Genomic DNA, 22,222 nt, shown 5'->3' on the forward strand with positions numbered 1-22,222 from the left:
GATGCAGGCGCAAACTCTGGCTCTCGCCTTCCTCGCCGCCACGACGGTCGGCGGCATCGCTTGGGTCTTCCTGTACCCCTACCTTTCGGGGGAGAAGAAGGCCGAGTCGCGGCGCGCGTCGGTGGCGCGCAGCGAACCCACGACGACACGAAACGCCGACCGCACGCAACGCTCCCGCCGCGAGCAGGTAGAGGGATCGCTGAAGGAGCTCGAGGCGCGTCGGCAGAAGGACAAGAAAGTCCCGCTCGGCGTGCGCATCTCGCAGGCCGGACTGGAGTGGTCGGAGCAGAAATTCTGGATGATCTCCGGCGCCCTTGGCCTGTTCGGGTTCGGCGTGGCCTTCATGGTTGGCGGAGGCCTGCTCGGCGCGGCCGGCATCGGCTTTGCCATGGGTCTCGGCCTGCCGCGCTGGGTGCTCGGCTTCCTGAAGAAGCGGCGGGAAAAGGCGTTCCTGAAGTCGCTGCCTGACGCCGTCGACGTCATCGTGCGCGGCATCAAGGCCGGCCTGCCGCTGTTCGAATCGCTCAAGGCGGTCGTCAACGACGCGCCGGAGCCGCTGCGCAGCGAATTTCTCGCCATCATCGAGACCCAGGCGATCGGCATGCCGCTCGGCGAAGCCTGTGCCCGGCTCTACGAGCGGATGCCGCTGCCGGAGGCCAACTTCTTCGGCATCGTGATCGCGATCCAGCAGAAGTCCGGCGGCAATTTGTCGGAAGCGCTCGGCAACCTGTCGCGGGTGCTGCGCGACCGCAAGAAGATGGCCGAGAAGATCCAGGCGATGTCGATGGAAGCGAAGGCCTCCGCCGCCATCATCGGCTCGCTGCCGCCGATCGTGATGATCCTCGTGTTCCTGACGACGCCGGACTACATCGCCCTGCTGTGGACCAATTCGATGGGCCAGCTCATGCTGGTGGCCTGCGCGATCTGGATGTCGATGGGCGTGCTGGTGATGAAGAAGATGATCAACTTCGATTTCTGACGGTGCAGCATGATTGATATTCTGGTCGCCAAGCTCCACGACGTCAGGTTTATGACCATGCTGCTTGCCTTCTTCGCGGCAAGCGCGACGGTCTACACGCTGGTGATGCCGCTGCTCGCCGGCGGCGATCTCAACAAGCGCATGAAGGCGGTCGCCAGCGAGCGCGAGCGCCTGCGGCAGCGCGAGCGCGACCGTCTCTCCAAGTCGGAAAAGGTGACGCTGCGCCAGACGCCGAAGCAGGCCGTCTCCAAGATGGTGGATGACCTGAACCTCACCAAATGGCTGGCCCAGGAAGCGGCGATCGAGAAGCTGGTGATGGCGGGCTATCGCGGCCACGCTCCGTATGTCTATTTCCTGGCAGCGCGGGCGGTCACGCCGATCCTGATGCTGATCGGCGCGATCATCTATACGTTCTTCATTGCCGGCGCGAACTGGTCGCTCACGCTCAAGATCGGCATTTGCGTCGGCGCGGCCTATGCCGGCCTGCAGGCGCCGATGCTGTTCCTGAAGAACGCGATCTCCAAGCGCCAGCTCCAGATCAAGCGCGCGTTCCCGGATTCGCTCGACCTGCTGCTGATCTGCATCGAGTCGGGCATGTCGGTCGAGGTCGCGTTCCGGAAAGTGGCCAACGAGATCGCCGGGCAATCGGTCGCGCTGTCGGAGGAGTTTGCGCTGACGACCGCAGAACTGTCCTATTTGCAGGATCGCAAGACCGCCTACGAGAACCTGGCGCGCCGCACCGGCCTCGAAGGCGTGAAGTCGGTGTGCATGGCCTTGCAGCAGTCCGAACGCTACGGCACGCCGCTCGGCCAAAGCCTCCGCGTGATGGCGCAGGAAAACCGCGACATGCGGATGAACGAGGCCGAGAAGAAGGCCGCGGCACTGCCGCCCAAGCTGACGGTACCGATGATCCTGTTCTTCCTGCCCTGCCTGTTCATCGTGATCCTCGGCCCGTCCTACATCAAGATCGCCACGATGCATTGAGTTGCCTCGCCTGCGCCGGCTGCCTCTCTCCTTCCCTCTGAAAGGGGGAAGGCCGGGATGGGGGTCAGCCGCAGACACCGCTCCTCGTGGAGAGATGATCCCCACCCGCTTTGCTCTCACGAGCAAAGCGACCTCCCCTTTTCAAGGGGAGGTGGAGCTGCCGCGTTTGGTTTAGTCGTCCTTGGCGACGACCGGCGCCGCACGCGACGCGGTCCGCGGGCCGTCCTTGCGGTTCAGCATGTCGCGGAGATAAGCGACGTTGGCCGCGGCCTCATCCGACGGCAGGTCGGCCTTGACGATCGTTTCCGCCTCCGCGAAGCGGCCCTGCAGGCCGACGACCAGCGCAAGGTTCTGCCGGATCCGGGTGTCGGCGCGAGCGCTGGCGTAGGCCTGGCGCAGCGTCTCTTCCGCTTTCGGCAAATCCTTGGTCAGCATGTAGGACAAGCCTAGATTGGACAGCACCGACGGCTCGTCCGGAGCCAGCCTGAGCGCACTGGCGTAATAGCGCCGCGCCTCCTCGTGCCGGTTCATCTTGTCGAGCGTGGTGCCCTGCACGGACAGGATCCGCCAGTCCGGATTGTCCGGGCTGTGCGCGCGGCTCAGCACGTCGAATGCAGCCTGCGAATTGCCGTTGTCGGCCAGCGCGCGGCCATAGGCGGCGAGCAGCGCCTTGTTGCCGGGGTTGGCGATCGTGGCCTGCTCGAGCACGGCGCAGGCCTGCGAGCGCTGGCCGGTCATACGCAGGGCCTGGCCGTAGGCGACCGCGGCAGCGACATCCTTGGGATTCTTGCGATAGCGCTCGCCATAGGCCTCGACGGCCCGGCGCGGATCATCGGGCGTGGGATCGGACCGCGACGTGATCGATCCCGCCACGTCGGACATGGTCTGGCAACCGCCAAGCCCTGCGGCCAGGACCGCCAGAAGGGCTGCGGAAGCAAGATGCCGGGTCAGATTGGACTGTCGACACATGGCACTGTGACTCACGAAATCGGGCGAACGGTTCCAGCCGAGCGTGCCAGCAATAGACTGTTAACCCTAACGTCTGGTTAACTGGCGGCGCCGGCAGCCGACGCTCCGGTTCCGGCCTGCACGGCGCGTGAACCGTTGGCGCGCTACCATCCGTGGCGAAAGGCGTGTAGTAGCCCACCAACGACGCCAGAACCGAGAGCCGCATGCCATCCGTGTTCGAGACCGCCACGACCGCCGCCACGCCGATCACTTTCGTCACCAAGGCGACATGGGATGCGATTCAGGGCGAGCTGCCGGCGCCGGCGCGCCAGTTCGCGGCGGCCAATGGCTTCGTGGCCAAGGCGGGAAAATTGCTCGTCCTGCCGGCGGCAGACGGCGGCATCGCGCAGGTGCTGTTCGGTCTCGAGGACGCCGACCACAAGGCGCGCGATCCGTTCCGGCCCGGCGCCCTGCCCGGCCTGCTGCCGCCCGGCGTCTACCGCTTCGCCAATGCGCCGCACGACACCAGACTTGCCGCGCTCGCCTTCGCGCTCGGCTGCTACCGCTTCGGCCGGTATCGCACCAACAAGGCTCCCGAAGTCCGGCTGGTGCCGCCCGACGGCGTCGACACGGCGGAGATCACCCGGATGGCGGATGCCGCGGCGCTGGCGCGCGATCTCATCAACACGCCGTCCAACGACATGGGACCGGCCGAGCTCGCCGAGGTGGCGCGCGACCTCGCGACGCGGTTCGGCGCTGCCTTCAATTGCATCGACGGCGACGAGCTCGCCCAGAACTTCCCGCTGATCCACGCCGTCGGCATGGCGTCGACGCGGTCGCCGCGATTGATCGAGCTGAGCTGGGGCGACCCCGCCCATCCGAAGGTGACGCTGGTCGGCAAGGGTGTCTGCTTCGACACCGGCGGGCTCGATCTCAAGCCTTCGAGCGGCATGCTCATCATGAAGAAGGACATGGGCGGCGCCGCCAACGTGCTGGCGCTGGCCCAGATGGTGATGGACGCGAAGCTCAAGCTGCGGCTGCGCGTGCTGATCCCGGCGGTCGAGAACGCAGTTGCCGGCAACTCGTTCCGCCCGCTCGACATCTTCAAGTCGCGCAAGGGCATCACCGTCGAGATCGGCAACACCGACGCCGAAGGGCGGCTGGTGCTCGCCGACGCGCTAGCGCTCGCCGACGAGGAGACGCCCGATCTTTTGGTCGATCTGGGCACGCTGACCGGCGCCGCGCGGGTGGCGCTGGGCCCGGATCTGCCGCCGTTCTACACCAATGACGAGGCGCTCGCCGGCGACGTCGCATCTTGTGCGAAGAGCGAGAACGACCCGCTCTGGCGGATGCCGCTGTGGCCGGCCTACGACGCCTGGCTCGACTCCAAGACCGCCGACATCACCAACGCACCGTCAGGCGGTTTCGCGGGCTCGATCACCTGCGCGCTGTTCCTGCAGCGCTTCGTCGAGCACGCGAGAAGCTGGCTGCACGTCGACATCTACGGCTGGACGCCGTCGGCAAAGCCCGGCCGTCCCGAAGGTGGCGAGTGCCAGGCGGCGCGCGCGATCTACAAATTGCTGAGCCAGCGCTATGCATGACCCCCGTCTGACACCGGCCCGCGACGACCTCGCGGCGAAGTATCTGGAGGGCAAGGTCCAGGCGTTGCGCTTCGTCGAAGGCGAAGTGCTCGAGGTCGGCGACGCCATCGCGCCGCTACGCCAGGCGCCGGCAAGCGATGCCGAACAGATGACGCAGGCGCTCCGGGGCGAGCGCGTCACGGTGTACGATCGCAACGGCGAAGGCTGGGCCTGGGGCCAGCTCGCCGATGACGGCTATGTCGGCTGGATTCCCGAGGCCGCGCTGGCCAAGCCCGGCGCCACGCCGACGCACAAGGTGACGGCGCTGCGCACGCTCGCGTTTCCGGGCCCGTCGATCAAGCTGCCGCCGGTCGAGGCGCTGGCGATGGGGACGAAGCTCGCCATCGTCCGTGAGGACGGTGCGCTCGCGGTGACCCGCGAGGGCTGGCACCTGCCACGCCGGCATCTCGCGCCGCTCGACACGATGGCAGGCGATTTCGTTGCCATCGCCGAGCAATTCGTCGGCTCACCCTATCTGTGGGGCGGCAAATCGAGCCTCGGGATCGATTGCTCAGGCCTGGTGCAGATCGCGCTGACCGCCGCCGGCACCGGCTGCCCGCGCGACAGCGACATGCAGCAGGAAGGCCTCGGCCGCGAATTGACGGCGGCGGAATCCAAGCAGCTGCAGCGCGGCGACCTGATCTTCTGGAAGGGCCATGTCGCCATCGTGCGCGACGCGACCACGATCGTGCACGCCAACGCGCATCACATGGCAACGGTGGTGGAGAACACGCAGGCCGCGATCGCGAGGATCAGAGCGGCCGGCAGCGAAGTCCTGGCGATTAAGCGGCTTTAGCCCATCTTGTAGGATGGGTAGAGCGAAGCGAAACCCATCAAGCTGCTACCGCGCGGAAAAAAATGATGGGTTTCGCTGCGCTCTACCCATCCTACGAAGCTCGTTACGTCGCCACCGCCCCGTCGCCGGCCGCTTCGATGCGAAACGCGGCGGCGAACAGCGCGCGGGTGTAGTCGCTCTTCGGATTCTTGAACAGCTCAGAGGCCGGTCCCTCCTCCTCCACCTTGCCCGATTTCATCACGATCAGATGGCTCGCCAGCGAGGCGACCACGCGCAGATCGTGCGAGATGAACATGTAGGTGAGATCGCGCTTGCGCTGCAGGTCGCGCAACAGGTCGACCATCTGAGCCTGCAGCAGCATGTCGAGCGCGCTGGTCGGCTCGTCCAGCACGACGAAGTTCGGCTCCAGCACGACCGCGCGCGCGATCGAGATGCGCTGGCGCTGGCCGCCGGAGAATTCGTGCGGATAGCGGAAGCGCCAGTCCGGATCGAGCCCGACATCCTTCATTGCCTTGATCACCCGCGCCTCGCGCTCCTCGCGCGACAGCTGCTTCTGGTGCACCTCAAGGCCCTCGGCAATGATGTCGGCCACCGACATGCGCGGGCTGAGCGAGCCGAACGGGTCCTGGAACACGATCTGCATGTCGCGGCGGAACGGCCGCATCGGCTTGAAGCGCAGGCCCTGGATGTCGTTGCCGAGGAAAACGATCGGACCATCTGACGAAATCAGCCGGAGCAGCGCGAGCCCGAGTGTGGTCTTGCCGGAGCCGGATTCGCCGACCACGCCGAGCGTCTCGCCCTTGCGCACCGCGAGGCTGACGCCATCGACCGCCTTGATGTGGCCGACGGTCGAGCGCAACAGCCCGCGCTTGATCGGAAACCAGACCTTGAGATTGTCCGCCGACATCACGACCGCTGCGCCTGGCTGCGGCGGCGCCGGATCGGGCTTCGGCTCGGCCGCGAGCAGCGCCTGGGTATAGGCGTGCTTCGGCGCGGTGAAGACCTGCTCGACCGGCCCCTGCTCGACGATCTTGCCGTTGTTCATCACGCAGACCGTGTCGGCGATGCGGCGGACGATGCCGAGGTCGTGGGTGATGAACAACAGGCTCATGCCGAGCCGCGCGCGGATCTCGGCCAGCAGCGCCAGGATCTGCGCCTGCACGGTGACGTCAAGCGCGGTGGTCGGCTCGTCCGCGATCAACAGATCGGGCTCGTTGGCGAGCGCCATCGCGATCATCACGCGTTGGCGCTGGCCGCCGGACAATTGGTGCGGATAGCTCTTGAGCCGGGTCTCCGGCTCGGGGATGCCGACCTGGCCCAATAGCTCCAGCGTCCGCGCCCGCGCCGCCGCGCCACTGACGCCCCTGTGCAGGGACAGGATCTCGCCGATCTGGGTCTCGATGGTCTGGAGCGGATTGAGCGAGGTCATCGGCTCCTGGAAGATGATCGAGATGTCGTTGCCGCGAACCTTGCGCATCTCCTGGTCGGACGCGGTCAGGAGGTCGCGGCCGCGGAAGCGGATCGCGCCTGAGGGATGCGAGGCCGTCGGATAGGGCAGCAGCTTCAGCACCGACAGCGCGCTGACGGATTTTCCCGAGCCGGATTCGCCGACCAGCGCGACGCACTCGCCGCGCTTGATCGAGAACGAGATGCCGTCGACCGCAAGCGAGCGGCCGAAGGCGACCGAGAGGTCGCGGACATCGAGCAAAGGCTGGTTGATCGCGTCCATGCCTCAGCCCTTCGAGAACGTCTTGCGTGGATCGAAGGCGTCGCGCGCGGCTTCGCCGATGAAGATCAGCAGCGACAGCATGATCGCGACCGAGAAGAAGCCGGTGAGGCCGAGCCACGGCGCCTGCACGTTGGCCTTGCCCTGCGACAGCAACTCGCCGAGCGAGGGCGAGCCGGGCGGCAGGCCGAAGCCGAGGAAATCCAGCGCCGTCAGCGTCATCACCGAGGACGAGACGATGAAGGGCAGGAAGGTCATGGTCGCGACCATCGCGTTCGGCAGCAGATGGCGGAACATGATCACGCCGTTGGAGACGCCAAGCGCGCGCGCCGCCTGGATGTATTCGAAATTGCGGCCGCGCAGGAACTCGGCGCGCACCAGCCCGACCAGCGAGACCCAGGAGAATAGCAGGAGGATGCCGAGCAGGATGAAGAAGCCCGGCGGCAGCACCGCCGAGATGATCAGCAGCAGATAGAGCGAGGGGATCGCGGTCCAGATCTCGATCAGCCGCTGGAAGATGAGATCGGTCCAGCCGCCGAAATAGCCCTGCACGCCGCCCGCGGCGATGCCGATGATCGAGGACAGGATGGTCAGCGTCAGGCCGAACAGCACCGAGATGCGGAAGCCGTAGATCAGCCGCGCGACCACGTCGCGGCCCTGATCGTCGGTGCCGAGCCAGTTGTATTCGAGGTCGCGGCAGCCGGTCAGGCCCTTGCGCTTGACCACGTCCTTGCACTGCTCTTCGGTCAAGAGCCAGGTCGGCTTCGACGGCACCGCCGTCGGCGGGTCGAGGTTGCGGCTGTCGTAGGAGTAGCGGATCGGCGGCCAGATCATGCTGCCGCCCTTGGCGGCGATCTGCTTTTGCAGGTAGGGATCCCGATAATCGGCCGCGGTCTCGAAGTCGCCGCCGAATGTGGTCTCGGCATAGGTGAACACCACCGGCCAGTAGAGACGGCCGTCATATTTGACGACCAGCGGCTTGTCGTTGGCGATGAAATTGGCAAACAGCGACGCCACGAACAGCACGAGGAAGATCCAGAACGACCAGTAGCCGCGGCGATTGGCCTTGAAGTTCTGCCAGCGTCGCTTGTTCAGCGGCGACGGCGAAAAGGCGTGGTGCGTGGCGGGCACCGTTTCGCCGAGCGGCGATTGCGTCGTGGTCTCGACCGGCTGGGGCGCGAGCATCGTCATCAGACCTCCCGCGCTTCGAAGTCGATCCTGGGATCGATCCACATATAGGCGAGATCGGAGAGCAGATTGACCACCAGTCCGACCAGCGAGAAGATGAACAACGTCCCGAACACCACCGGATAGTCGCGGTTCAACACGCTCTCGAAGCCGAGCAGGCCGAGCCCGTCGAGCGAGAAGATGGTTTCGATCAAGAGCGAGCCGGAGAAGAACGCGTGAATGAACGCGCCCGGGAAGCCTGCGATCACGATCAGCATGGCGTTGCGGAAGATGTGGCCGTACAGCACCTGGCGCTCGCTGCAACCCTTGGCGCGCGCGGTCATCACATATTGCTTGCGTATCTCGTCGAGAAACGAATTCTTGGTCAGCAGGGTCATGGTGGCGAAGGCGCCGAGCGCCATCGACACCAGCGGCAGCGTCAGGTGCCAGAAATAGTCGATAATCTTCCAGTACCAGGGGAATTGCGACCAGCCGTCCGAGGTCAGGCCGCGCAGCGGGAAGATGTTGAGGAACGAGCCGCCGGCAAACAGCACGATCAGGAGGATCGCGAACAGGAAGCCCGGGATCGCAAAGCCGATGATGATCACCGCCGAGGTCCAGGTATCGAAACGCGAGCCGTCCTGCACCGCCTTGCGGATGCCGAGCGGGATCGAGATAAGATAGGTCAGCAGCGTCATCCAGATGCCGAGCGACATCGAGACCGGCAGCTTCTCCTTGATTAACTGCAGCACGCTGACACTGCGGAAATAGCTGTTGCCGAAATCGAACCGCGCGAAATTCCAGACCATCAACGCGAACCGCTCGGGCGCCGGCTTGTCGAAGCCGAACTGCACCTCGAGCTTCTTGATGAAATCCGGGTCGAGCCCCTGCGCGCCGCGGTATTTCGAATTGATGGCCGCGCCTGCGCCCGCGCCCTGGCCGCGCTGCGCGCCGAAATCGCCGCCGCCTCCCGACACGCGCGATGTGCCGCCGGTGTCGGCGCCGTTGATCTGCGCGATGACGCGCTCGACCGGACCGCCGGGAGCAAACTGCACGACCACGAAGGAGACGAACAGGATGCCAAGCAGCGTCGGCAGCATCAGGAAGATACGTCGGGCGATATAGGCGCTCATCGGCTACTTCGCCTGCTCGAGCTTCGCGGCCTTGGCCGCATCATACCACCAGTTCTCCGGGGCGCCGACGCCCGCATATTTCGCCGGCTTCTCCGGATGCCCGAACTGGTCCCAATAGGCGACACGGTGCTTGTTAGAATACCATTGTGGCACCCAATAGCGGCCGGCACGGAAGACGCGATCGAGCGCGCGGCAGGCAAAGGTTAAGTCCGCCCGCGTCTCGGCAGCGATAGCTTTTTCGATCAATGCGTCGATCGCCGGGTTGGCAACGCCCGCCAGATTGTAGGAGCCCCTGGTGGTCGCAGCCTGGGACGAGAAGTAAGGCCTCAGGCTGTCACCCGGCGTCGCCGACATGGATATACGCTGGGTCGTCACCTCAAAATCGAAAGCCTCAACACGCGCACGATACTGCACTGCGTCGATCTGCCTGATGTTGGCATCGATGCCAAGCGGCTTGAGATTCTTGATGAAGCTGGCGTGATGCGGCTGGAAAGTCGGCTCATCTAGCAGGAACTCGATCGTAAGCGGGTCGCCGTTAGGCAATCGCCGCTTGCCATCCTTGACGACGCATCCTGCATCGTTGAGCAACTGCGTCGCCTTTCGCAGCAGTGCGCGGTCCTGTCCCGATCCATCCGACACCGGCGGCACAAAGGGCTCGCCGAACACCTCATCCGGCACTTGGCCGCGGAATGGTTCGAGCAGTTTCAATTCCTCGGGCGAAGGTAGTCCACTAGCCACCATGTCCGAATTCTGGAAAGGCGAGACGCTGCGCGCGTAAGCGTCGTACATGATGGTCTTGTTGGTCCATTCGAAATCGAAGGCATAGATTAGCGCTTCGCGAACGCGCGGGTCTTTGAACTTGTCGAGACGGGTGTTAATGAACCAACCCTGCCCACCGGACGGTGTTTCGTCCGGCAATGTCTCGCGCTTGACCCGCCCGTCCTTGATAGCCGGGAAATCGTACCGCGTCGCCCAGACACGGGACGTGAATTCCTCGCGAAACAGATAATTTTTGCCTGTGAAGCCTTCGAACGCGACATCGCGATCACGGTAGAACTCGTAGCGCACGGTGTCGAAATTGTAACTGCCGCGATTGACCGGCAAGTCGGCTGCCCACCAATCCTTGAGGCGGTTATACTCGACGTAACGATTGACCTCGAACTTGCCGACCATGTACGGCCCGGAGCCCAGCGGAACTTCGAGCGTGGACTCATCAAACTGCCGCTTCGCGTAATAGGCCTTCGAGAAGATCGGCAGACCCGCAACATAAAGCGGCACGTCGCGCGCGCGATTAGGCGCGAAGGTCACGATCACGGTGCCGTCGTCGGGCGCCTCGGCCTTCACGAAATCGCGCAGTTGCACCACGATCAACGGATGCCCCTTCTCCTTCAGCGTATTGAGCGAGAACGCGACATCCTGCGCAGTCAGCTTCGAGCCGTCGTGAAAGCGAGCCTCGGGCCGCATCGTGAAGCGGTAGGTGAGCTTGTCGGGAGAAATCGAGACCGATCTTGCGGCCAGGCCGTACATCGCGTCAGGTTCATCGCCCGCGCGTGCCATCAACGAATCGAAGGTCATCTCCATGCCCTTCGCGCCTTCACCCTTGAGGATGAACGCGTTGAACGAACTGAACGTAAAGAAGGACTGGTTGTAGGCACGGGTCGAAGGGATCATTGAGAACGCCCCGCCCTTCGGCGCCTTCGGATTGACGTAGTCGAAGATCTTGAAATCCGCCGGATATTTCAGGTCGCCGAACACCGACATGCCGTGCATCTCGGTTCCGTTGTCGGCCACTGCCGGCGCAGCACGCAAGCCTGCAGCACTCAACGCACCGATGCCGAGGCCGAGTGCGTGCCGACGGGAGAATAGCGCCATGCGCGAATCCTTGAGTTTTATGAACGCTTGAGCTTGGCCGCCTTGTCGGCGTCGTACCACCAAATCGCTGGGAACCCCGATTGTCCATATTTGGGCAACTCGGCCGGACGGCCGAAGCGATCCCAGCGGGCTGTGCGGACCTTCGGGTAGTTCCATTGCGGGACGACGTAATGGTTCCACAATAACACGCGATCGAGCGCTTTCGTCGCCGCGACGAGATCTTCGCGATCCGTCGCAAAAATCACCCGCTCGATCAGCTTGTCGATTATCGGGTTCTTGATGCCGGCAAGATTGCGCGATCCGGCCGTATCCGCAGCTTTCGATCCCCAGTATTCACGCTGCTCGTTTCCGGGTGACAAGGATTCCCCCCAGGACCCGATGACGACGTCAAAATCCCAATTGCGAATCCGGTTCTCGTATTGGATTGGATCGATCGTGCGTACCGTGACCGAAAATCCGAGCCGCTCGAGTGCTGGCTTGTAAGCCAGCATGATCCTTTCGAAATTCGGATCCTCGCTCAACAATTCGACGGAGAACGGCTCTCCGCTCTTTGGATCCACGAGCTTCCTGTCTCGTACCTCGTACCCAGCCTCCTTGAGCAGACGAGATGCTTCACGGAGATTTTCGCGCACTGCTTCTGGATTGCCGCCGACCGGATTCGCATAGACCGTCGTGAACACTTCGGCAGGCACTTGATCACGCATGGATTCAAGAATCGCGAGTTCCTTGCCTTGCGGCAGCCCAGTCGCCATCAACTCCTCGGCGCCATCAAAGTAGCTAATGATGCGCTTATATTGGCCGAAGAAGAGCAGCTTGTTGACCTCCTCGAAGTCGAACGCATAGTTCAGGGCGCGGCGAACACGCGGATCCTTGAATTTGGCGCGCCGCTGGTTCGGGACAAAGGCCTGCATGATGCCCGAACTGCGGTTCGGAAACTCTTCCAGCACCACGCGCTTGTCGGTGACAGCCGGAAAATTATAGGCGGTCGCCCATGCCTTCGCGCTGTTCTCCAAACGCCAATCGATCTGATCGCCCTTGAATGCCTCGATCGCAACCGTCGGATCCCTGAAGTATTCGTAGCGAAGTTCGTCGAAGTTATTGCGCCCCACATTGATCGCGAGATCCCGCGCCCAATGGTCCTTGACGCGCTCCAAAGTCACAGTCCGCCCTGCGACAAATTCCTTGATCCGATACGGTCCCGACCCTAGCGGCTGCTCCAGCGTTGTCGCGGAGATATCGCGTTTGCGTCCTTGGCTATCGGTGCCTTCCCACCAATGCTTGGGCAAGATCGTAAGCTGGCCTACGATCTGTGGCAGTTCGCGGTTGCCCGGCATATCGAAGACAAATTTCACTTCGCGATCACTAAGCTTCTCCGCCCTCACGACATGGCTGTAATAGGCGGAAAACATCGGGTGATGCGTCTTGAAGGCGTCGAGCGAGAAGATCACGTCTTCTGGAGTAACCGGTGCTCCGTCATGCCACTTTGCCTGAGGGCGCAGACGGTAAACGACAGAGGAGAAGTCGTCCGGGTAACTTGCGGCCTCCGCCAGCGATCCGTACTCCGTTGAGACTTCGTCGAGCGATGGCGTCGTCAGCGATTCATAAATCAAGGCGACAGCGCCCGCGATGGAGCCTTTCACACCCGAGACAACAATGTTGAAATTATCGAAAGTGCCGATTGCGATTTGCCGAACAAGGCCCCCCTTCGGTGCATCCGGATTGACGTAGTCAAATCGCTTGAAGTCAGCCGGGTATTTGACGTTACCGAAGAGCGACAGGCCGTGCCGCCACTTGAGCCCACTGGGGACGTTATCGGCGAGTACCGGCGTTATCGCTGACACGCCAGAGTTCAATCCGAGTGCCGGAGCCACTGCTGCCAGTGCGCTGCCCTGAAGGAGGTGTCGTCGGGTGATTGCCAAATCCGGAATTCCTGTTGCTGACCCCGCCTAGATGGACCTCAATATACGGCAACGGTTCGACCACTTACGTTGCTTTTTCCTAATGATAGCCGGTCCGGAACCGATCCGCTGCGGCGAAACGTCTCGATAACAACCCCTGCAACCCCAAAAGGGGGACGACCGTTCCCCATGCGAAAACGGCCAGGCATTGCCTGGCCGTTTCATCCGCATGCTTGCGCGAAGCAAATCGCTACTTCGAGGCGGTCGGGAGCGGGGCCGGGTGCTCCGAGTTCGAATTCAGATAGGCGATGATGTCGGCGCGCTCGCTGTCCTTCGGCACGCCGGCAAAGCCCATCGCGGTGCCGGGGATGAAGCCCTTCGGGTTGGTCAGGAACTTGTTGAGGTCGTCGAAGGACCATTCGCCGCCCTTGCCCTTCATCGCGGCCGAGAAATTGAAGCCACGGCCCTCGCCCTTCTTCTCGCCGACGACGCCGAACAGGTTCGGACCGACGCGGTTGGGACCGCCCTTCTCGAAGGTGTGGCAGGCCTGGCACTTCTTGGCGGCCGCGGCGCCCTTCTCGACGGAAGCGGTCTGCAGCAGCTTCTCGATCGGCTCGGATGCGGCCGCAGCGGCCTCGCCGCCGCCGCCATGGGACTCTTCCTTCACAGCGATCTCAAAACCCGGCTTCTCCGGCAGCTTCGGCGCGAATTTCGCGCTGGCGGCAAAGCTCATCACCAGGACGACGATGCAGGTGCCGAGAACCGCACCGAGGATTTTGTTGAGTTCGAAGGAGTCCATTTTGGGTCAGGCTCCGGGCCTTGAATGTCGACTTCAGGCCGGGAATACGGCCGCGGGGAAAGACCTGGGAATCGGCCTTATCGCACCGCCCCAAGCAGGGTTGAGATATCGGTTTGCCCGCGCTCTGGCAACCCGTATAAACGCGCCGAATTCAACCTCCTCCCCGGCAATTTCCGCAGGCCGGACGGGCTCCGACACGAATGACCCAACCCCGTACCTTGGTGCTGATTCCGGCCCGCATGGCCGCCACTCGCCTTCCGGGAAAGCCGCTGCTCGAGATCGCCGGCCTGCCGATGATCGTCCATGTGCTGCGGCGGGCCGAGGCGGCGGGCATCGGCCGGGTTGCGGTTGCGACCGACACGGCCGAGATCGCTGCAGCGGTGAAGGCTGCGGGCGGCGAGGTCGTAATGACCCGTCCCGACCATCCGTCCGGCTCGGACCGGATTTATGAAGCGATGACGACCCTCGACCCCGACGGCCATGCCGAGATCGTGGTCAATCTGCAGGGCGATTTCCCGACCATCAGCCCCGAGACCATCCGCAGCGTGATGCCGGCGCTCGACGATCCCGCAGTCGACATCTCGACCCTGGCCTCGCCCATCCATACCGAGGAGGAGGATCAGGCCCCCAGCGTCGTCAAGGCAGTCGGCTCGCCGATCGGGCCGAACCGGTTGCGCGCGCTGTATTTCACCCGCGCCACCGCGCCTTATGGCGACGGGCCGCGCTACCATCATATCGGCCTCTACGCCTACCGCCGCGCCGCGCTGGAGCGGTTCGTGGCGCTGCCGCCCTCGCCGCTGGAGCAGCAGGAAAAGCTCGAGCAACTCCGCGCGCTGGAGGCCGGGATGCGGATCGACGTCACCATCGTCGATACCGTCCCGCGCGGCGTCGACACCCCGGCCGATCTCGAAACCGCCCGCAGAATACTTTCCAAAGCCTGACCGGCTGGTAAAAGGCCACCCATGACCAAGAAGCTGAAAATCGCGTTCCAGGGCGAGCCTGGCGCCAATTCCCATATCGCGATCGTCGAGGCCTATCCCGATGCCGAGCCGATGCCCTGCCCGACCTTCGAGGACGCGCTGGCCGCGATTTCCTCGGGCGAGGCCGATCTCGGCATGATCCCGATCGAGAATTCGGTCGCCGGCCGCGTCGCCGACATCCATCATCTGTTGCCCGCCTCGGGCCTGTTCATCGTCGGCGAATGGTTCTTGCCGATCCGCCACCAGCTGATGGCGATCAAGGGCACCAAGCTCGCCGACATCAAGAGTGTGGAGAGCCATGTCCACGCGCTCGGCCAGTGCCGCCGCGTCATCCGCAAGCTCGGCATCAAGCCGATCGTCGCCGCCGACACCGCCGGCAGCGCCCGCGACATCTCCGAGCGCGGCGACAAGAGCGTGGCGGCGATCGCCTCCCGCCTCGCCGCCGACATCTACGGTCTCGACATTCTCGCCGAGGACATCGAGGACGAGGCCCACAACACCACCCGCTTCGTGGTGCTGGCGCGCGAGGCCAAGTGGGCCACGCAGGGTTCGGGGCCGCTGGTCACGACTTTCGTGTTCCGGGTGCGCAATTTGCCCGCCGCGCTGTACAAGGCGCTGGGCGGCTTTGCCACCAACGGCGTCAACATGACCAAGCTCGAAAGCTACATGGTCGACGGCAATTTCTTCGCCACGCAATTCTATGCCGATGTCGACGGTCACCCCGATGAGCGCAGCCTCGCGTTCGCGATCGAGGAATTGAAATTCTTCTCGCGCGAATTCCGCATCGTCGGCGTCTATCCCGGCCATCCGTTCCGCGCGACTTTCAGCGAGACGCAGGATTGACGCAGTCATTCCGGGGCACGCAAAGCGTGAACCCGGAATCTCGAAATTCCGGGTTCGATGCTGCGCATCGCCCCGGAATGACGGGGTCAAGCCGCCGCCGTCTTGGCAAGCCCGAACGCCTCGGCGAGCAGGCTGTACGACTTCTTCCGCGCGGCATGGTCGTAGACCGCTGATATCACCATCAGCTCGTCGGCCTGGGTCGCCGCGATCAGCGGCTCCAGCTTCGTCATCACGGTTGCGGGGCTGCCGACGAAGAGGCGGGTGCGGTTGCGCGCGATCGAGGCGCGCTCGGCGTCGGTGTAGGGATAGGCCTCTGCCTCCTCGACGCTCGGCAGCGGCAGATACTGGCCGCGGTCGCGGCGCAGCCGGTTGAGATCCATCGACAGCGCAAGCCGCTCGGCTCCAGCGTCGGTCTCCGCCGCAACAACCGCAACCGCCAGAATCGCCTGCGGCGTCGCACGCCAGCCCGACGGCTTGAAATGCGCGCGGTAGTTCGTCATCGCCGCAATTGCATCGTGAGTGGCAAAATGATGCGCGAATGCAAAGCCCATCCCGACCTGGGCTGCGAGCTCGGCGGAATAGTCGCTCGAGCCGAGCAGCCAGATCGGCGGCAGCGGCGAATCATCCGGCATCGCCACCACATTGTTGTAGGGATGGCCGGGTGGGAAATCGCGCGTCTCCCACAAGGTCAGCTCGTGCAGCCGCTCGAGGAAATCATCGCCTTCGCGGCGATCGAGCCGGCTGCGCAGCGCGTAGGCGGTGGCGCCGTCGGTGCCGGGCGCGCGGCCGAGGCCGAGATCGATGCGGCCGGGAAACAGCGCCTCCAGCATCTTGAAGCGCTCGGCGACGACCAGCGGCGCGTGGTTGGGCAGCATCACACCGCCGGAACCGACACGGATATGCTCCGTCACCGCCGCGATCTGCCCGATCATCAGATCAGGCGCCGGGCTCGCGACTGAAGCGAGGTTGTGGTGCTCGGCGAGCCAGTAGCGGACGTAGCCAAGGCCATCGACATGGCGCGCCAGATCGATGCTGTTGCGGAGCGCAGCGGCCGGCCTGGTGCCGGTGGTGACGACGGACAGGTCGAGGACGGAGAGCGGAATCATGGCCGTCAACCTAGTGTGGCGCCACGAGGCGACAAAGGCCCCGGCCGCGCAGACCAGTCCCGCGGCGGAACGCCGGCGCCGGTAGCCGTCGGCTTTGGGACGATATGCAATGATTCATCATCGTACCACGCTACCCACAATCGATTTCGCTCTCCAATCAATTGCAAATCATTTCCTTTATTTATACTTTTCAATATGTTAATGTCATTTTCGGCGAAGTCGGCGGACTGCCCACCGAACGTTCCAGATAGTCAATTTTTGCCGGATCTGCGCCACGAATGGGCAATTTCCCATATCCGATGGGCTGTTTGATCCGACGCGTTTGGCTTATCTTGGGGCCTTCATATCCAGGCCGGATGTCTGCCCTCCAGTTGCGGAGCCTTTGCGTATCATGACCGAGACCATTTCCTCCGTGCCGAACGCACCACGTGCGCCCAAAGCGCCGAAAATCTCCTTCGAGTTCTTCCCGCCGAAGACCGAGGAGATGGAGCGCAATCTCTGGGAGACCATCAATCGCCTGGCGCCGCTGACGCCGAACTTCGTCTCGGTCACCTACGGCGCCGGCGGCTCGACCCGCGAGCGCACCCATTCGACCATCACCCGCATCCTGCGCGAGACCGATCTGCTGCCGGCCGCGCATCTGACCTGCGTCAGCGCCTCGCGCGGCGAGATCGACGACATCGTCGACCGCTATCATGAGGTCGGCGTCCGTCACATCGTCGCGCTGCGCGGCGATCCGCCCGGCGGCATCGGCACGCCCTACTTCACCCATCCGGACGGCTACCAGAGTTCGGCCGAACTCGTCACCGGGATCAAGAGGCGCCACGCCGACATCGAGATCTCGGTGTCCGCCTATCCCGAGAAGCATCCGGAAGCGAAGGATTTCGATGCCGACATCGACACGCTGAAGGCCAAGGTCGACGCCGGCGCGACGCGCGCGATCACCCAGGTGTTCTTCGACAACGACCTCTACCACCGCTATGTCGACCGGGTGCGCGCGCGCGGCATCGAGATTCCGATCGTGCCGGGCATCATGCCGATGCACAATTTCAAGCAGGCGCGCAATTTCGTGACGCGCGCCGGCACCAGCGTGCCGGACTGGCTCGCCGAGAAGTTCGAGGGCCTCGACAACGACGCCGAGACCCGCAAGCTGGTTGCCGCCACCGTCGCCGCCGGCCAGGTGCAGAAGCTGTTCAAGCACGGCGTCGACACCTTCCACTTCTACACCATGAACCGCGCGGACCTCGTGTTCGCGATCAGCCACCTGCTCGGCATCCGGCCGAACGGTGCCCAGAAAGCTGCCTGACACATGTCCGTTCCCGTTTCCCCCAAGCGTAACGCTTTGCTCGCGGCTGCCCGCGAGCGCATCCTGGTGCTCGACGGCGCCATGGGCACGATGATCCAGGGCCTGCAGTTCGACGAAGCCGCGTTCCGCGGCGCGCGCTTTGCGGACTTCCACCGCGACATCAAGGGCAACAACGATCTGCTGATCCTGACCCAGCCCGATGCGATCACGGACATCCACGCCGCATATCTGCGCGCCGGTGCCGACATCGTCGCGACCAACACCTTCTCCTCGACCTCGATCGCGCAGGCCGACTACGACATGTCGGACCTCGCCTATGAGCTGAACCTGCAGGGCGCCCGCCTGGCGCGCACCGCCGCCGAGCGCGTGAGCGCCGAGGACGGCAAACCGCGCTTTGTCGCCGGCGCACTCGGCCCGACCAACCGCACCGCCTCGATCTCGCCCGACGTTTCCAATCCCGGCTATCGCGCGGTGACCTTCGACGATCTGCGCAAGGCCTATGGCGAACAGGCCAAGGGCCTGCTCGACGGCGGCGCCGATCTGCTGCTGGTCGAGACCATCTTCGACACGCTGAACGCCAAGGCGGCGCTGTACGCGATTTCCGAGATCATCGAGGAGCGCGGCATCGACGTGCCCGTGATGATTTCCGGCACCATCACCGACAAGTCCGGCCGCCTGCTCTCCGGCCAGTTGCCGGAGGCGTTCTGGCATTCGGTGCGGCACGCAAGGCCGATCACGATCGGCTTCAACTGCGCGCTCGGCGCCGAGGATCTGCGCGCGCATATCGCCGATATCGGCCGCGTCGCCGACACGCTCGTGTGTGCATACCCGAACGCCGGCCTGCCCAACGAATTCGGCCAGTATGACGAGACGCCGGACTACATGGCGCGGCTGATCGGCGAATTCGCGGCCGCCGGCCTCGTCAACATCGTCGGCGGCTGCTGCGGCACCACGCCCGACCATATCGCGGCGATCGCCAAGGCGGTCGCCCCGCACAAGCCGCGCGTGGTGCCCGAGATCGCGCCGCGGCTCAGGCTCTCCGGCCTCGAGCCGTTCACGCTGACCGACGCGATCCCGTTCGTGAATGTCGGCGAGCGCACTAACGTCACCGGCTCGGCGCGCTTCCGCAAGCTGATCACCGCCGGCGACTACACCGCCGCGCTGCAGGTCGCGCGCGACCAGGTCGAGAACGGCGCCCAGGTCATCGACGTCAACATGGACGAGGGCCTGCTCGATTCCGAAGCGGCGATGGTGACGTTCCTCAACCTCGTCGCCGCCGAGCCCGACATCGCGCGCGTGCCCGTGATGGTCGATTCCTCGAAATTCCACGTCATCGAGGCCGGCCTGAAATGCATCCAGGGCAAGCCGATCGTGAACTCGATCTCGCTCAAGGAAGGCGAGGAGAAGTTCATCCATGAGGCGACCGTCGCCAAGCGCCACGGCGCCGCCGTGGTGGTGATGGCGTTCGACGAGACCGGCCAGGCCGACACGTTCAAGCGCAAGACCGAGATCAGCAAGCGCGCCTACGACATCCTGGTCGGCCGGCTCGACTTCCCGCCCGAGGACATCATCTTCGATCCAAATATTTTTGCGATCGCGACCGGCCTCGAGGAGCACAACAATTACGGCGTCGACTTCATCGAAGCGACGCGCTGGATCCGGGCGAACCTGCCGGGCGCCCACATCTCCGGCGGCGTCTCCAACCTGTCGTTCTCGTTCCGCGGCAACGAACCGGTGCGCGAGGCGATGCACTCGGTGTTCCTGTATCACGCGATCCATGCCGGCATGGACATGGGCATCGTCAATGCCGGGCAGATGATCGTCTACGACGACATCGATCCCGAGCTGCGCCAGACCTGCGAGGACGTCATCCTCAACCGCGATCCCGGCGCCTCCGAGCGGCTCTTGGCGCTGGCCGAGAAATTCCGCGGCAAGGAGAAGCAGACCAAGGAGCAAGATCTCGCCTGGCGCGAATGGCCGGTCGAGAAGCGGCTGTCCCACGCGTTGGTGCACGGCATCACCGAGTTCATCGAGCAGGACACCGAGGCCGCCCGCCAGAACGCGTCCCGTCCGCTCGACGTCATCGAGGGGCCGCTGATGGCCGGCATGAACGTGGTCGGCGACCTGTTCGGCGACGGCAAGATGTTCCTGCCGCAAGTCGTGAAGTCGGCCCGCGTGATGAAGCAGGCGGTCGCCTATCTGATGCCGTTCATGGAGGAGGAGAAGGCCCGCAATCTCGCCAACGGCATCACCGGCGGCCGCAACGCCGCGGGCAAGATCGTGCTCGCGACGGTGAAGGGCGACGTCCACGACATCGGCAAGAACATCGTCGGCATCGTGCTCCAATGCAACAATTTCGAGGTCATCGACCTCGGCGTCATGGTGCCTGCCAACAAGATCATCGAGACCGCGAAGGCCGAAGGCGCCGACATCATCGGCCTGTCCGGCCTGATCACGCCCTCGCTCGACGAAATGAGCTTCCTCGCCGGCGAGTTGCAACGGCAGGGCATGAACCTGCCGCTTTTGATCGGCGGCGCCACCACGAGCCGCGTGCACACCGCCGTGAAGATCGACCCGAACTATCCGGGCGGCCCGGTCGTGCACGTCAATGACGCGAGCCGTGCCGTCGGCGTTGCCTCCTCGCTGCTGTCGGCCGAGAAGAGGCAGGCCTACGCCGCCGAGGTACGCGCCGAATACGCAAGAATCTCGACGGCGCATTTCCGCGCCCAAGCCGACAAGAAGCGGCTGAAGCTTGGCGAGGCCCGCGCCAACAAGGTCGCGATCGATTTTGCGGCGGCGCCGCCGAAAAAGCCGGCCTTCTTCGGGCTGAAGAGCTTCGACGCCTACGATCTTGCCGAGCTCGCCGACTACATCGACTGGACGCCGTTCTTCCAGACCTGGGAGCTGACCGGCCGCTTCCCGGCGATCCTCGACGACCCCAAGGTCGGCGAGGTCGCGCGCTCGCTCTATGCCGACGCGCGCAAGATGCTGAACACCATCATCAAGGAGAAGTGGTTCACCGCCCGCGCCACCGTCGGCTTCTGGCCGGCGAACGCCGTCGGCGACGACATCGAGGTCTATGCCGACGAGACGCGGAAGCAGAAGATCGCGACCTTCCATACGCTGCGCCAGCAGCTCGAGAAGCGCGAGGGCCGCTTCAACGCCGCGCTGTCCGACTTCATCGCGCCGAAAGAAACCGGCATCGCCGACTATATCGGCGGCTTCGTCGTCACCGCGGGGATCGGCGAGGATGCGGTCGCCGACCGCTTCAAGAACGCCAATGACGACTACTCCTCGATCCTGTGCAAGGCGCTGGCCGATCGCCTGGCCGAAGCCTTCGCCGAACGCATGCACCAGCGCGTGCGCAAGGAGTTCTGGGCCTATGCGCCCGATGAGACCTGGTCGGCGGACGAACTGATCCTCGAGAAATATGACGGCATCCGCCCGGCGCCGGGCTATCCGGCGCAGCCCGACCACACCGAGAAGCGGACGCTGTTCGCGCTGCTCGATGCCGAGAACACCGCCGGCGTGAAGCTGACCGAGAGCTTTGCGATGTGGCCGGGCTCGTCGGTCTCGGGCCTCTACTTCTCGCATCCCGAAAGCTTCTACTTCGGCGTCGGCAAGATCGAGCGCGACCAGGTCGAGGACTACGCCACGCGCAAGGCCATGACGGTCGCCGAGATCGAGCGCTGGCTGGCGCCGGTCTTGAACTACATCCCCTCGCAGGACGGCGCCAAGGGATCGGCGATCGCGCCCGCCGCGACGCCCGCCAACGACGCGGAGCTGGCCTCGCATCCGCAGGGCTGCACCTGCGCCGTGCATCTCGCCTGGCGCAAGAAGAAGGTGGGGGCTGGGTAGGCCTCCTCGACACGTGTCATCGCCGGGGTTGACCCGGCGATCCATCTTCAAAAACACTTCCGAAGATTGATGGATGCCCGGGTCAAGCCCGGGCATGACGTATTGGAGTGCCGTAGATGGGGTAACGGGCCGGCCGCCCGCTCGCTACGGCGCAATTTGGAAGCGCGCTCGCGAGCGGCCTGTTGGT

At 64.3% G+C, this 22,222-nt stretch carries 16 protein-coding genes; 8 read left to right on the forward strand and 8 right to left on the reverse strand.

The genetic code is table 11. The features are described 5' to 3' along the window. Position 1 precedes the first annotated feature (1 nt). Complete coding sequence (locus Q2M23_RS14790; RefSeq protein WP_057016113.1) at positions 2 to 979, forward strand: type II secretion system F family protein; 978 nt, start codon at positions 2 to 4, stop codon at positions 977 to 979. Between the two features lie 9 nt (positions 980 to 988). Next, positions 989 to 1,963, forward strand: a complete 975-nt coding sequence (locus Q2M23_RS14795) for a type II secretion system F family protein (protein WP_038387579.1) — start codon at positions 989 to 991, stop codon at positions 1,961 to 1,963. A 171-nt stretch (positions 1,964 to 2,134) separates the two neighbouring features. On the opposite strand, the gene Q2M23_RS14800 is transcribed toward Q2M23_RS14795, so the two are convergent. Continuing rightward, on the reverse strand, positions 2,135 to 2,932 hold the full coding sequence (locus Q2M23_RS14800) for a tetratricopeptide repeat protein (RefSeq protein ID WP_057016112.1): 798 nt from the start codon (positions 2,930 to 2,932) through the stop codon (positions 2,135 to 2,137). Positions 2,933 to 3,135: 203 nt separating this feature from the next. Between Q2M23_RS14800 and Q2M23_RS14805 the strand changes: the two genes are divergently transcribed. Together Q2M23_RS14805 and Q2M23_RS14810 are read left to right on the forward strand one after the other, a co-directional pair. Continuing rightward, the gene (locus tag Q2M23_RS14805; protein ID WP_316395961.1) at positions 3,136 to 4,512 is read left to right on the forward strand and encodes a leucyl aminopeptidase family protein; all 1,377 of its coding nucleotides are present in this window, start codon (positions 3,136 to 3,138) and stop codon (positions 4,510 to 4,512) included. Continuing rightward, entirely contained in the window at positions 4,505 to 5,347 is an 843-nt protein-coding gene (locus tag Q2M23_RS14810; protein WP_316395962.1) for a C40 family peptidase, read from the forward strand. The genes Q2M23_RS14805 and Q2M23_RS14810 overlap by 8 nt, the downstream gene beginning before the upstream one ends. 103 nt (positions 5,348 to 5,450) lie before the next feature. Here the strand turns inward: Q2M23_RS14810 and Q2M23_RS14815 are convergent, their stop codons facing one another. The 6 genes from Q2M23_RS14815 to Q2M23_RS14840 form a co-directional block, all read right to left on the reverse strand. Further along, positions 5,451 to 7,076, reverse strand: a complete 1,626-nt coding sequence (locus tag Q2M23_RS14815) for an ABC transporter ATP-binding protein (protein ID WP_316395963.1) — start codon at positions 7,074 to 7,076, stop codon at positions 5,451 to 5,453. Positions 7,077 to 7,079: 3 nt separating this feature from the next. Next, positions 7,080 to 8,264: an ABC transporter permease gene (locus Q2M23_RS14820; RefSeq protein WP_057016108.1), complete on the reverse strand. Its 1,185-nt coding sequence runs from the start codon at positions 8,262 to 8,264 to the stop codon at positions 7,080 to 7,082. Then, positions 8,264 to 9,373, reverse strand: a complete 1,110-nt coding sequence (locus tag Q2M23_RS14825) for a microcin C ABC transporter permease YejB (protein WP_057016107.1) — start codon at positions 9,371 to 9,373, stop codon at positions 8,264 to 8,266. Before Q2M23_RS14825 ends, Q2M23_RS14820 begins: the two co-directional genes overlap by 1 nt. A 3-nt stretch (positions 9,374 to 9,376) precedes the next feature. Next, complete coding sequence (locus tag Q2M23_RS14830; RefSeq protein ID WP_316395972.1) at positions 9,377 to 11,245, reverse strand: extracellular solute-binding protein; 1,869 nt, start codon at positions 11,243 to 11,245, stop codon at positions 9,377 to 9,379. Positions 11,246 to 11,262: 17 nt separating this feature from the next. After that, positions 11,263 to 13,164, reverse strand: a complete 1,902-nt coding sequence (locus Q2M23_RS14835; protein ID WP_316395964.1) for an extracellular solute-binding protein — start codon at positions 13,162 to 13,164, stop codon at positions 11,263 to 11,265. Between the two features lie 229 nt (positions 13,165 to 13,393). Then, positions 13,394 to 13,942 (reverse strand): c-type cytochrome, encoded by a 549-nt coding sequence (locus tag Q2M23_RS14840; RefSeq protein WP_028342300.1) that lies wholly within the window; start codon positions 13,940 to 13,942, stop codon positions 13,394 to 13,396. A gap of 200 nt (positions 13,943 to 14,142) precedes the next feature. Here Q2M23_RS14840 and Q2M23_RS14845 point away from each other — a divergent pair, with 200 nt between their 5' ends. Then, a complete protein-coding gene (locus tag Q2M23_RS14845; protein ID WP_316395965.1) occupies positions 14,143 to 14,883 on the forward strand; it encodes a 3-deoxy-manno-octulosonate cytidylyltransferase in 741 nt (246 codons plus the stop codon). A gap of 21 nt (positions 14,884 to 14,904) precedes the next feature. Then, complete coding sequence (locus Q2M23_RS14850; RefSeq protein ID WP_316395967.1) at positions 14,905 to 15,765, forward strand: prephenate dehydratase; 861 nt, start codon at positions 14,905 to 14,907, stop codon at positions 15,763 to 15,765. A gap of 86 nt (positions 15,766 to 15,851) precedes the next feature. On the opposite strand, the gene Q2M23_RS14855 is transcribed toward Q2M23_RS14850, so the two are convergent. Continuing rightward, positions 15,852 to 16,871, reverse strand: coding sequence for an LLM class flavin-dependent oxidoreductase (locus tag Q2M23_RS14855; RefSeq protein ID WP_316395968.1), 1,020 nt, complete (start codon positions 16,869 to 16,871; stop codon positions 15,852 to 15,854). A 391-nt stretch (positions 16,872 to 17,262) separates the two neighbouring features. Here Q2M23_RS14855 and metF point away from each other — a divergent pair, with 391 nt between their 5' ends. Beyond that, entirely contained in the window at positions 17,263 to 18,177 is a 915-nt protein-coding gene (gene metF, locus Q2M23_RS14860) for a methylenetetrahydrofolate reductase [NAD(P)H] (protein WP_057016102.1), read from the forward strand. A gap of 3 nt (positions 18,178 to 18,180) precedes the next feature. Next, positions 18,181 to 22,035: a methionine synthase gene (gene metH, locus Q2M23_RS14865; RefSeq protein WP_316395969.1), complete on the forward strand. Its 3,855-nt coding sequence runs from the start codon at positions 18,181 to 18,183 to the stop codon at positions 22,033 to 22,035. Positions 22,036 to 22,222: the final 187 nt, after the last annotated feature.

Source organism: Bradyrhizobium sp. 33ap4, assembly GCF_032654765.1.
Classification (GTDB): domain Bacteria; phylum Pseudomonadota; class Alphaproteobacteria; order Rhizobiales; family Xanthobacteraceae; genus Bradyrhizobium; species Bradyrhizobium australafricanum.